This is a genomic window from Pseudomonas sp. AU12215 (assembly GCF_001675465.2).
Classification (GTDB): domain Bacteria; phylum Pseudomonadota; class Gammaproteobacteria; order Pseudomonadales; family Pseudomonadaceae; genus Pseudomonas; species Pseudomonas nitroreducens.
Map to the genome: position 1 here is coordinate 50792 of NZ_MACM02000173.1, position 12075 is coordinate 62866.

Annotated in this window: 13 protein-coding genes; 7 read left to right on the plus strand and 6 right to left on the minus strand. The window is 64.1% G+C overall.

The features are described from left to right. Positions 1-299: 299 nt before the first annotated feature. Entirely contained in the window at positions 300-1631 is a 1332-nt protein-coding gene (locus A9513_RS28215; protein WP_065086158.1) for an OprD family porin, read from the minus strand. Positions 1632-2081: 450 nt separating this feature from the next. On the opposite strand from A9513_RS28215, the gene A9513_RS28220 reads away from it, so the two are divergent. From A9513_RS28220 to A9513_RS28240, 5 genes are all read left to right on the plus strand, one after another. Then, on the plus strand, positions 2082-2459 hold the full coding sequence (locus A9513_RS28220) for a RidA family protein (RefSeq protein WP_065086159.1): 378 nt from the start codon (positions 2082-2084) through the stop codon (positions 2457-2459). A gap of 389 nt (positions 2460-2848) precedes the next feature. After that, complete coding sequence (locus A9513_RS28225; protein WP_024767556.1) at positions 2849-3364, plus strand: hypothetical protein; 516 nt, start codon at positions 2849-2851, stop codon at positions 3362-3364. A gap of 60 nt (positions 3365-3424) precedes the next feature. Continuing rightward, entirely contained in the window at positions 3425-4264 is an 840-nt protein-coding gene (locus A9513_RS28230) for a DUF692 domain-containing protein (RefSeq protein WP_065086160.1), read from the plus strand. Continuing rightward, positions 4257-5045: a DUF2063 domain-containing protein gene (locus A9513_RS28235; RefSeq protein WP_024767558.1), complete on the plus strand. Its 789-nt coding sequence runs from the start codon at positions 4257-4259 to the stop codon at positions 5043-5045. The genes A9513_RS28230 and A9513_RS28235 overlap by 8 nt, the downstream gene beginning before the upstream one ends. Further along, entirely contained in the window at positions 5042-5464 is a 423-nt protein-coding gene (locus A9513_RS28240; RefSeq protein WP_065086161.1) for an organic hydroperoxide resistance protein, read from the plus strand. Before A9513_RS28235 ends, A9513_RS28240 begins: the two co-directional genes overlap by 4 nt. A 138-nt stretch (positions 5465-5602) precedes the next feature. Here A9513_RS28240 and A9513_RS28245 read toward each other — a convergent pair whose 3' ends face one another. Continuing rightward, positions 5603-7027, minus strand: coding sequence for a PLP-dependent aminotransferase family protein (locus A9513_RS28245; RefSeq protein ID WP_065086191.1), 1425 nt, complete (start codon positions 7025-7027; stop codon positions 5603-5605). An 81-nt stretch (positions 7028-7108) separates the two neighbouring features. Here A9513_RS28245 and A9513_RS28250 point away from each other — a divergent pair, with 81 nt between their 5' ends. After that, positions 7109-8050, plus strand: coding sequence for a DMT family transporter (locus A9513_RS28250; protein WP_065086162.1), 942 nt, complete (start codon positions 7109-7111; stop codon positions 8048-8050). A 67-nt stretch (positions 8051-8117) separates the two neighbouring features. On the opposite strand, the gene A9513_RS28255 is transcribed toward A9513_RS28250, so the two are convergent. The 4 genes from A9513_RS28255 to A9513_RS28270 all read right to left on the minus strand — a co-directional run bounded on the left by A9513_RS28255 (position 8118) and on the right by A9513_RS28270 (position 11525). After that, positions 8118-8627: a DoxX family protein gene (locus A9513_RS28255; RefSeq protein ID WP_024767562.1), complete on the minus strand. Its 510-nt coding sequence runs from the start codon at positions 8625-8627 to the stop codon at positions 8118-8120. A 75-nt stretch (positions 8628-8702) separates the two neighbouring features. Then, positions 8703-9341 (minus strand): hypothetical protein, encoded by a 639-nt coding sequence (locus A9513_RS28260; protein WP_065086163.1) that lies wholly within the window; start codon positions 9339-9341, stop codon positions 8703-8705. Between the two features lie 136 nt (positions 9342-9477). After that, positions 9478-10788: an ATP-binding protein gene (locus A9513_RS28265; protein WP_083196245.1), complete on the minus strand. Its 1311-nt coding sequence runs from the start codon at positions 10786-10788 to the stop codon at positions 9478-9480. Continuing rightward, positions 10785-11525: a response regulator gene (locus tag A9513_RS28270; protein ID WP_024767564.1), complete on the minus strand. Its 741-nt coding sequence runs from the start codon at positions 11523-11525 to the stop codon at positions 10785-10787. Before A9513_RS28270 ends, A9513_RS28265 begins: the two co-directional genes overlap by 4 nt. Before the next feature lie 225 nt (positions 11526-11750). On the opposite strand from A9513_RS28270, the gene A9513_RS28275 reads away from it, so the two are divergent. After that, complete coding sequence (locus A9513_RS28275) at positions 11751-12023, plus strand: DUF2790 domain-containing protein (RefSeq protein ID WP_024767565.1); 273 nt, start codon at positions 11751-11753, stop codon at positions 12021-12023. The last annotated feature ends 52 nt before the right edge of the window (positions 12024-12075 follow it).

Here is a 12075-nt window from a genome sequence, read left to right on the forward strand (position 1 = left end):
TTTTGTTCAGGCGGTTTGCCGAGCGATATTAACGGGCATAAAAAAAGCCGCTCCAGAGGAGCGGCTCGAAGGACGTCGAAGGAGCAATCACAATATCAACGTCAGGAGTTGTCTTCCGCAGGGAAAGTGCGGAAGCAGGAAGATGGGGTCATTCTAGAAAGTTGTAGCCGCGGGATAAACCGTCATTCCGGGAAGAGACTTTCTGTTCGGGCGTAATAATCTCACCCGAACACGGGGCGAACATTCAGACGAATCCGAAAGTTGCCCCGCGCAATTATCGTGGCAAATATCCGGGGCGATTACAGGATCGACAGCGGATATTCGACGATCAGGCGCATCTCGTTGTTGTCGTCCTCGGCCTGGTCGCCGTTGGAGCGGTGGAAGGCCTGGCGCAGGCGGAAGGACAGGTCCTTGGCCGGGCCGGATTGCACCACATACTTGGCTTCCAGGTCGGTCTCGTGGTGGCTGCCATCGTCGCCGTAGCCGTAGCCCAGATACTGGCTGTCGGAGTCCATGTGGCTGCCGTCGATGCCGGTGCCGTTGATGTAGCGGGCCATGAAGCTCAGGCCTGGCACGCCGAAGGTGTCCATCGCCAGATCGTAGCGGACCTGCCAGGAGCGCTCGCCCGGACCGTTGAAGTCGGAGTACTGCACGGAGTTGGCGAGGAAGATCGAGTCGCCGCCAGCGCCTGCGCCGTTGTCGCCGAAGCCGACATAGTCGAACGGAGTATCACCGTGGACCTTCTGGTAGGCCAGGGTGACGGTGTGCGCCTGCAGGAAGGAGTAAGCGGCAGCCAGCGACCAGGTGGTGTTGCTGATTTCACCGGCCTTGGCCTGGCCATAGTCGTTGGTGCGGTAGATGTTGAAGTCGAAGCCCAGCGACTGGTCATCGGCTACCGGCAGCAGCCAGTTGGCGTTGCCGTAGTACTGGCGCCAGACGTCTTCGAGTTCCGAGCCATACAGCGACACGCTCAGGTTGTCGGTAATGGCGTACTTGCCGCCGATGAAGTCGGCGCTGTTGGCCTCGACGTCGGCGTAAGTGGCGTAGATGCCACCATCGCGAGCCGTGGTGACCGGGCTGGTGCCGGAAGTGAAGTGGCCGGCTTCCAGGTCCAGGCCTTCGATCTCGCTGCTCAGCAGGTTGAAGCCCGAAGCGGTCTGCGGGATCAGGCGGGTGCCGCCGGCGGCGAACACCGGAGCGGTCGGCTGCATGTCACCGAATTTCAGCTCGGTCTTGGAGATGCGCACCTTCAGCGCGCCGCCGGCCTTGCCGTAGTCGTCGTCCGGCTTGCCGTCGTTGCCTACCGGCAGGTTGCCGGTGCCCGCGCGGCCGCGGCCGGCGTCGAGCTTGATGCCCAGGTAGCCGAAGGCATCCACGCCGAAGCCGACGGTACCCTGGGTGTAGCCGGAGGAGAAGTTGGCCAGGAAGCCCTGAGTCCAGTCGCGGTTGTCGGCCCCACCGTTCTTGCCGTCGTGGTCGTAGTACTGGTTGCGCAGCAGGACGTCGAACTTGGCGTCCTCGACGAAGCCCTTGGCATCGGCCTGATCGGTGACGAAGGATTCGGCGCTGGCGAACTGGCTGGCGGCGGCGGAAACAGCGAGCACGATGGCGCTGCGTTTGAGGTGCTTCATGGATATTGCCCCTAGAGTCTTGGAGGACCGGTTCGATTAATAGCGTGAGAGCCGGACGTTTTTATAGGCAGGCACAATGAATCCGAACATGGATGGACCACGGCGGAAAATCGCAGGAAGTTGCGTTGGCATTGTTGCAGTTAACTGGCTTTTAATTCCCCCGCGAATTGCTCCAGACGCGGAAGAGCCGACGTCATAATGCCGAAAGAGTTCGCCGTTTAAATCACGGATTATGAGAAGGTCTATATCCTGAATTGTAATAATCAAAACTTTTGTCGAGTTGACACAACAGCTTCGCAAGTTTTATCGGGACTGGGCATGTCACTGTTTCCGGGGGCTGCGGGCACGGTGACATGGCGCGTGGCGGGGCGATACGGCTAAGCTGCGCGACCCGGCCGCCACACCTGGTGCGGCGACGTGCCCCATTCATCGACAGCAGAGATTTGTCCCATGACGCCTACCTTCATCCCCGACGCGGACCCCGAATCCATCTCCTCCGACGTCGCCGGCTTCGGCGGCCTGCTGGTTTCCACGCAGATCCCCACCCTTGAGGACGGCAGCCTGGAACTGGGCGACATCAAGGCCCAGAGCGAAGCCACCCTGCGCAGCCTGCAACTCGCCCTGGAAAAGGCCGGCAGCGGCCTGGACTACGTCCTGCACCTGACCATCTACCTCACCAGCATGGCCGACCGCGCCGCGTTCAACGAGGTGTATTGCAGCTTCTTCGCCAAGCCCTATCCGGTGCGCGCCGCCGTCGGCATTTCCGAGCTGGCGGTCGAAGGCATGAAGGTGGAAGTCACCGCCATCGCCGCCAAGCGCGCGGGCTGATCTTCCTGCCTTTGTAGGATCGGGCCGCTCTGCGGCCCTTTCTTTTTCTGCCGCCTCTACGACGTGGCCATGCTGGTTCGCGAGCAGGCTCGCTCCTGCAAAGAGCCTTGCAGGCTGACCGATTGCCTGCAGTAGCGAGCTTGCTCGCGAACCTCCCCGCTCCAGATGCCCGCCGCTTGTATTGCTTTGTATCTGCCGCTCGCTGAGCGGACACACGCATACAAAAGCCTCCAGTCGCCGATACGCCCGCGATACATCGTTGCGGCGAAATAGCCCTACCCGAACGACACACCGCGACGGCAGGGAAAACCCTCCAGAGCATCGTTCCAGGGATTCGCCCTTGCGGCATGACCCGGCGCCCAGCGCGCCATTGCATCTGGAGAAGCACCATGACTCGACTCTCGAAATCCCAGCTTGGCCTGATCGCCGTTGCCCTGGCCGGCGGCCTGAACATGGCGTCCTCCGCCTTCGCCGTCGAAGCCCTGCCGCAGGGCTACCAGCTGGCCTCCGCCGCCAAGGCCGGGGAGGGCAAGTGTGGCGAGGGCAAGTGCGGCGCCGCCAAGCAAACCAAGGCCAGCCAGACTGAAGGCAAGTGCGGCGAAGGCAAATGCGGTGCCGACGGCGCCCAGGCCAAGGCTACTGGCGCCGAGGGCAAGTGCGGTGAGGGCAAGTGTGGTGACGCCTCGTTCGCCCGTACCGATGCCGACCACGACGGCCGCGTCTCCCGCGCCGAATTGCTGGCCGTGGCGCCCAAGGCCAACGCCGAGTTCGATGCCATCGATGCCAACCACGACGGCTACCTCTCCGAAGCCGAGGTCTACCAGTTCCGCAAGAACCAGTTCGACTCCAACGGCAAGCCGTTCCCGGCCGACCTTTACAGCAAGCTGAGCCAGGCCAGGAACTGACATTCCCGCAGACCTCCCCGCGCCCCAGGCCGGGGAGGGCACTTCGCCCAGGAGACCGCCATGACCACTTCTCTCAATGGAGCCGGCCTAGGCCTGCGCCGCGCCCTGCTGCCCGACCTGCTGACAATGGACGACCGCGCCGTGGATTTCCTCGAAGTCGCCCCGGACAACTGGATCGGTGTCGGCGGCACCTATGGCGAAGGCCTGGCGCGCCTGGCCGAACGCTTCCCGCTGTCCTGCCACGGCCTGTCGCTGTCTCTCGGCGGCCCGGAGCCTCTGGACCACGTGTTCCTGCGCCGTGTCCGCGAGTTCCTCGACCAGCACCATGTGCCGCTGTTCAGCGAACACCTGAGCTACTGCTCCGACGACGGCCACCTCTACGACCTGATTCCGATGCCCTTCACCGACGAAGCGGTGCAGCACATCGCCGGGCGCATCCGTGAAGTGCAGGACATCCTTGGCCGTCGCATCGCCGTGGAAAACATCTCCTACTACGCCGCGCCCTACCAGGCGCTGAGCGAAATCGACTTCCTGCGCGCCGTGCTGAGCGAGGCCGACTGCGACCTGCTGCTGGACGTCAACAACCTCTACGTCAATGCCCACAACCACGGCTACGACGCCGCCAGCTTCCTGGCCCGCGTGCCGGCGGATCGTGTCGTCTGCCTACACGTCGCCGGGCATTACGACGAGGCGCCGGACCTTAAGGTCGACACCCACGGCGCAGCGGTGAAGGACGATGTCTGGAACTTGCTGGCCAGCGCCTACCAGTATCTGGGCACCGTCCCGACCCTGCTGGAACGAGACTTCAACCTGCCGCCGCTCGCCGGATTGCTCGGCGAGGTGGACTACATCCGCCGCCTGCAAAGCACCGTTCGCCAGCCGGAGGTGCGCCATGGCTGAGTCCCTGCGCGAACAGCAGTTGCGCATGACCCGCTTCATCCGCGACCCGCAGGCCAATGAACCGCCGCCCGGCATCGAGGCGCGGCGCCTGGCGGTGTACCGGCAACTGTTCTTCGGCAACCTGCAATCGCTGCTGGCCGGCAATTTCCCGGTGCTGCAGGCCAGCCTCGCGCACGAGCATTGGCAAGCGCTGACCGAGGATTTCTACGCCGGCTTCCGTTGCCAGACGCCGCTCTTCACGGAGGTTGCCGGCGAGTTCGTCGACTACCTCGAAAGCCGCGGCGAGCAGCCCGGCTGGGTGGCCGAGCTGGCTCACTACGAATGGATCGAGACCGCGCTGCTGCTCAGCGACAAGGCCGAACCGGCCCACGATCCGGACGGCGACCTGCTCGATGGCGTACCGCAGCTCTCCAGCCTCGCGCTGCCGCTGGCCTACGTCTGGCCGGTCAGCCATATCGGCCCGGAGCATATCCCGCTGCAAGCCCCGACCGAGCCGACACTGCTGCTGGCACGCCGCGGCGCGGACCTGAAGGTGCACTTCTCGCGCCTGGCCCCGCTGGCCCATGCGCTGCTGGTGTCGCTGCAGCAATGGCAACTGACCGGTCGCGAACACCTGAAGGCGCTGGCGGAAATCGCCGGCATCGAACTGGCCGCCATCGAAGAGCAGGGCATCGCCCTGCTGCGCAGCCTGAAAGAGCAAGGCGTGGTGATCGGCACCCGCCCTAACTGCACCACACCGCGTCGTCCCCACTTGGCCCGCCCTGAAGGAGAAGCGTCATGACCGATACCCTGGCAAGCGTGATCTACACCGCCCACACCCACACTACCGGAGGTCGCGACGGTCGCGGCCAGACTGTCGACGCTGACCTGGATCTGCCCCTGAGCCCGCCTGGTTCCGGCCGCCCCGGCACCAACCCCGAGCAGCTGTTCGCCATTGGCTGGTCCGCCTGCTTCATCGGTGCCCTGCGCCGCGCCGGGCAGAAACTGAACGTGCGCCTGCCAGCCGATGTGGCGGTGGACGCCGAAGTCTCCCTGGGCAACACCGCCGACGGCGGTTTCGCCCTGGCTGCCCAGCTCACCGTGCACCTGCCGGGGCTGCAGGCCGAGGACAAGGCGAAGCTGGTCGATGAGGCTCACCAGATCTGCCCATACTCCAAGGGGACTCGCGGCAATATCGAAGTTGGGTTCGTGATTCCCTGATCTGCTTGTTATCCACAGCCCAGCCCGCGTACCGTCATCGGTGCGCGGGCTTTTTTCTTTTCCGTAGGAGCGAGCTTGCTCGCGAACCGGCCTGGCTGCAGACCAGGCGGGGAAATCCGTTCGCGAGCACCCTCTCGCCTATGAGCGTTCCGTGGATGCGGTATCACTGTCCAGAGCGACCGAGAGCGCCTGGAATCCCAAACACAACTGCACGTCATCCATCGCTCCGTCGCAGATGCTGACCCTGACGAACTGCGGAACTGCAGCGTGACCGACAGCAAAGGATTCCGCGGTCGCGATGCGGTAGTGCTTGGCCGCCAAGTCGCTTTCCACGTCCGAGGCGCGCCATGGCTCGGGCACCTGGATCCAGAAATGCGGGCTCCTGGAGTGAGTTCGGTAGTTCAATCCTTCCAGCAACTGCGTCACCAGTGCCTTGCGGCGAGCGATCTCGGCGGCTTGCTGCTGCAGCAGAATCTGCGCGGTGCCGTCATCGATCCAGCGGGTGGCCAACTCCAGGGGGAGGGGAGTTGCCATCCAGCAGGAGCCTCGCAGCGCTGCTGCCAGCCGGCTCACCATCGCTACGGGGGCGTGCAGGTAGCCAACGCGAAGGCCGGCGGCGACCACCTTGCTCATGCCGCCAATCAGAATGCTTCGCTCGGGGACGAAGTGACTCAAGGGCGCGGGCCGATCTTCCAGCAGGACCGCATGGGTTTCGTCCTCGATGATCAGCAGGTTGTGCTCCCGGCAAATCGTCGCGATGGCCTGCCGACGTTCCGTGGGCAGGATGGAGGTCGTGGGATTCTGCAGAGTGGGGGTGCAATACAGGGCGGTAACTCGGTGCAGTCGGCAGAGTTCGTCCAGCGAGTGCGGTAGCAATCCGTCGTCGTCCATCGTCGCCGCCAGAAGACGAATACCCAGCAGCCGCGCTGCACTGATCAGGCCAGGGTAGGTGAGAGGTTCGGTCACCAGGGTGTCGCCGGGCCGCAGCAGCGCCATCAGCGTACAAAGCAAGGCGTGCTGGCTGCCGTTGGTGCACAGCACCTGCTCAGGGTGAGCGCGGAAACCATGGCTGGAAAGCCACTTCGCCCCGGCAGCACGGAAGCGCGGCAGGCCGACCTCCGGTGTGTAGGTCATCAGCTCTCCCAGCGTGCTCACATCCTGTGCAAGGATCATTAGGCTCTGTGCCAGCAGGCTGGTCTCGGCCCCAGGGATGTGCAGGTTGCGGCTCATGTCGTAGAACGCCGGGGACTCAGCGACATTGCGGTAACCCTCATCTCGCTTGCGCTCCAGACCACGCTGGCGAACGAAAGTCCCATCGCCCACCCTTGGCACTACCAGGCCCATGCGCTCGAGTTCGGCGTAGGCGCGGCTCACGGTGCCCACGGTGACATTGAGTTTGTAGGCCAGAATGCGTTGGGGAGTGAGCTTGCTGCCGGCTGCGAGGGAGCCATCGAGAATGCATAACTCCAAGGCTGACGCGAGGCGTTTGTATTTTGTGCCGCGCCCCGATTCCAGTGCGTGGCGGAGAATTGACACGGTGTCAATACAGGGTTTGACAGTCATTTCACAGGCCAATAGCTTCGGATTGAACGGGTTCATTGTAGTAACAAGAACCCATCCATAGCGCTATCTGGAGCTGCTGTCATGACCATTTCCGCTTCCCAGGAACTCACTCCTATTGCCCGGAAGAGTTGGCTGGCAGGTGCCGTGACGGCCGTGCTGTTCCTGACTGTCTGCCTCAGTTGGGGCACGACCTGGCTGGGTATCCGCATCGCCGTTGAAACGGTGCCACCGCTGACGGCATCCGGTCTGCGCTTCCTGATTGCCTTTCCATTGTTCCTGGCATTCGCCCGGATGCGCGGTGATGCGATTGTCTTCCCTCGACAAAGCCGGGGCTTCTTCATTTTCGTCACGCTTTGCTACTTCGGTGTGCCGTACTTCCTCCTCAACTACGGCGAGACCCTGGTTTCCTCAGGGCTGACAGCGCTGCTGTTCAGTTGCATGCCCGTCTTCATCCTGATCTTCTCGGCGATATTCCTGCGAGAAAGGATTCAGACACTCCAGGTGATCGGCATCGCCATCGGCTTTGCCAGCCTGTACATGATTCTTCGTGAGCAGGGCCTGGGTTTCGAACACCAGGGTTTCATTGGTGTGCTGGCCATCCTTGCCGCCGCGCTGATGCATGCCCTGTGTTATGTGGTGACCAAGCAGAGAGGCTCGGCGATCAGCGTCGTTACCTACAACACTCTGCCCATCGGCATTGCCGGGTTGGCGCTGTTCGTCCTCGGATTGCTGGTGGAGCAGCCGTCGTTTTCGCAGATATCCGCCAGGTCCTGGTGGGCGCTGACATACCTCGGGCTGTGCGCCTCGGTGGGTGGTTTCCTCGTCTACTTCTTCTTGTTGAAACGACTGAGCCCCGTGGTCCTGTCCTTTGTGTTCATCATTTTCCCTGTTTTTGCGGTGATCATCGGGGCTTGGTACGAGGGGCAAGCGATTTCCACCAGCCTGGCGCTCTATTCGCTGCTGTTATTGCTGGGTTTTGCCATCACCAAGTTGCCTCTGGCGTCGCTGTTTGCGCGCAAGTAATGGGGGCGTCTGCTGCGGAAGCGACAAGGGAAAGGCAAACCTGCCTTTCCCTTGTCCGAAGCCAGGGTCAGCTGTGCGAGCGATACAGCCGGCGGATCATTCCATCCACACTCAGCGCTCCCGCACCTTTCAACAGCAGCGGCAGCAGTGCGACCAGGTAGATCAGCGGCAGCTTGTAGTTGCCGAAGCCGTGGTCGGTGATCGAATAGCCCTGGGCGAGCTCGGACAAGGTCGACCACTGCGCCGGCCAGTGCACCGCGGCGATGGCGACGATGGTGACGACGATCAGCGACGCGGAAGCGAAGCGCGTGGCCACGCCGAGCAGGAGCAGGATCGGCGCGATCAGTTCGGCCCACATCGATACCTGCCAGTCGAAGCCGGCGGAGAAGTGGTTGAAGGGGAAGGGGAAGCTGGCGTGGATCTGTTCGAACCAGTTGTCGCCATGCCATTTCTCCAGGCCTGATTCGAAGAACTCCCAGGCCAGGAACAGCCGCAGGGGAATGTCCCAGCCCCAGGCGGCGAGGCGGTCGAGTTGGTCGAGGACGGTCTTGATCGGGTTCAGGGTCAGCAGGGTCATGGTGCACCTCTTGGGCAAGGTCGTGGGCAAGGCTTGGGCGGGCGGCAATAGCCCGGTCGTCGATGAAGTCGAAGCTCAGGCGTTCGGCAGCGCGGGGCGCGCGCTACGGCGCAGGTGCACGGCCAGCTTGGCGACGAGCTTGAAGGCGATGGCGCTGAAGATCAGGCCGAAGCCCAGCGGGTACCAGGAGCCCATCGGCAGGCGCTTGTAGAAGGAGAGCAGGAAGACCCCGGCGATCACCCAGGTGCCGGTGCTGTGCAGCAGTTTCCAGGCACGGGCGCCGAGCAGTCTCACTGCGTAGGGGAAAGACGTGAGGGTCAGCAGGATGATGAAGACATAGCCGACGGAGCCGGGGATGTTCGCGGCGGCGCTGCGGCCGTGCCAGAAGGTCTCGGGGAAGAATTTCACATAGAGGATGATCAGCACCGCGTGCACGGCGTGGGAGAAGGCGAAGGCCAGCCCGAGGAAGCGTCGCTCACGCAGCAGGCCGCGGGTGAAGCCGCTCGGTACCACTGCCATCAGGGACGAGGCGAGAAAGGTGGCGAGGAAGAGCGCGAAGGACGTGCGGGCGGTGACACGGATCGCGCTACGCAGGGCTGCGACCCATTGCGGTTGGCTCCACAGGGCCAATGCGGTGGCGAGCAGCACCAGGGCGGACAGCAGGGAGAACAGGCGCCAGCCATGCAGGCTGGCGTTTTCGGCGGGACGGATCATGGCAGGCTCCTTTGGGGAACGCGGCGGGCGGGTTGCCGCCGCTGTTCGTGGAGCCATCTTGGCGACGGGCCTTATACCGGATGTGTCCGGGGAAGGCCGTCTTGTATCTCTGTGTACACCTCGCTCAAGCGCAGCCTCAGCTGGCGGGGCGCAACTCCAGCTGCGCGCACAGCCCGCCCGTGGCGCGGTTGGACAGGCTCAGCGTGCCGCCCAGGGCCTGGCTCAGTTGCTGGGCAATCGCCAGCCCCAGGCCGGTGCCGCCGGTGCCGCGGTTGCGCGAGCTTTCCACCCGGTAGAAGGGTTTCAACACCTCGGCGAGTTCCTCCTCGGGGATGCCGGGGCCGTCGTCGAGCACACGGATACACACGACACCCTGGGCATCGCGTTCGACTTGCACCTGGGCGGCGCCGCCGAACTTCAGTGCGTTGTCCACCAGGTTGGTGAGCACCCGGCGCAGCGCGTGGGGGCGGGTTTCCAGCACGACGTTGCTGCTGCCTTGAAGCTCCACGGCCTGGCCGCTGTCCTGGTAGTCGAGGACGAGGCTGTCGAGGAATGAATCGAAGTCGACCTTGACCGCCGCCTCGCTGGCGCCGTCCATGCTGCGTGCGTAGGCCACGCCTTCGCGGACCAGGTGCTGCATCTCTTCGAGGTCGCTCCACAGGCGCTCGCGCTCGGGCGAGTCGTCCATCTGCTCGACGCGCAGCTTCATCCGCGTGATGGGCGTCTGCAGGTCATGGGAAATGGCCGCCAGCAGTTGCATGCGCTCCTTGAGGTACGCGCTGATACGACCTTGCAGCGCGTTGAAGGCGCGGGCGGCGTAGGCGACTTCGCTGGGACCGCGCTCGTCCAGTTCGGGCGCGGGGGCGTCCGGGTCAAGGTGGTCCACGGCCTGGGCCAGTCGTGTCAGCGGGCGAATCGCCAGGCGCACGGCAAGCCAGGTGCAGAACAGCAGCAATGCCAGCTGGACGATCAGTACCCAGGGCAGCCATTGCGCCACGGGCACGCCCTTGGGCGTCACGTCGATGGTCAGCGGCATGCCGTCGGCCAGTTTCAGGTGCACCTGGAAGTGCGGGATGGAGCCGGGGATGTTCTCGAAGCGCAGCCCGTAGCGTGGGCCAATGGCGTCGGCGATGGAGGTCGCCGCCATGGGCGCCTGCGCCATGTTCATCGGCTCGCCGGGCTGGCCGCCATCCAGGCGGTAGCGGTAGTTGGGCCGCTGCACCATGGGCAGCCAGCGCTCGCGCTCGTCCAGCGGCAGGCGATCGAGCAGGGCGACGGCGGTGCTGACGTCGGTTTCCAGGTTGCCCAGCATCATGCTGCGCGCGCTCTGGTAGCGCTCGTAGAACTGCGAGCAGAATGACAGGCTGTAGGCGAACACCAGCCCGGCGAGGAAGATCAGCGCCAGGCGCGCGGCCAGCGTGCGTGGCCAGTGCAGGACGGATTTCATGCGTTGGGCTCGAGCAGTTCGACGGCCAGGGCGAAGACGTAGCCTTCGCTGCGCACCGTCTTGATGTAGGCGGGTTCGCGGGCGTCATCCAGCAGGCGCTGGCGCAGGCGGCTGACCAGCAGGTCGATGGAGCGATCGAAGATGTCCGCCTCGCGGCCTTGCGTGAGGTTCAGCAATTGCTCGCGGCTGAGCACACGCTGCGGATGATCGACGAACACGCGCAGCAGGCGGTACTCGGCGCCGCTCAGGGCGACCAGGGTGCCGTCTTCATCGAGCAGGTGGCGCGCGGTGGTGTCCAGCTTCCAGCGGCCGAAGCCGATCAGCCGGCTCGCCTCGCTGACCTGCAGGTTCGGCGGCAGCATGCGCGTGCGGCGCAGCACGGCGTTGATTCGTGCCAGCAGTTCACGGGCGGAGAAGGGCTTGGTGAGGTAGTCGTCGGCGCCCATCTCCAGGCCGATGATGCGGTCGGTCTCGTCGTTGCGCGCGGTGAGCATCAGCACCGGTGTGGACTTGTGCTTGCCCACGCGCAGCTCGCGGCACAGCTTCAGGCCGTCGTCGCCGGGCATCATGATGTCGAGCACGATCAGGTCGACCGAGTTGGCGTCGAGGAAGGCGCGCATCTGCCGGCCATCCGCCGCCAGGCTCACGCGCAGGCCGTTCTTCTTCAGGTAGTTGCCGACCAACTCGCGGATCTCGCGGTCGTCGTCGACGATCAGTACGTGATCGACATGGTCCATGCCGGTGCCTCATTCACAGTGGGTTGAGGCGAGTTTATAGCGCAGCGCCACGCTTGCCTGCCGTGCTTTGTATTCCACTGTATCCAGGCCGGCCTCCGATACCCGGCGCAGCAAACCAAGGGCCTGCGCGACACAAGCCCGATACCTCCTGAACGTGAAATGGGCACCAACGGCGAGGCACACAGCCCTCGCCGGCCAAACCCGACACAGGACAGGAGAACCCCCATGAAAGCCATCCAGCTCGCCAACGCTTGCCTCTTCGCTTCCCTCGCCGCTTTCGCCAGCTTCGGCGCCCAGGCTGCCGACACGCAGCCCGTTGAGCAGTATCACTACGGCCAGAAACTGGACGTGAAGAAGGTCGTTGCTATCCAGGAAGAGGCGGCGTCGCCCTTTGACTGCGGCATCGTCAACGCCCGCATGGATTACCTGGATTCCCACGGCCAGCCGCACAGCCTGGCCTACCGCAAGTTCGCCACCGACTGCAACGAAGGCGGCTGATTCCCCCGAGCCGCAGCCACGGATGGCCGCGGCGTTTTTTCCCGCTGTTCAC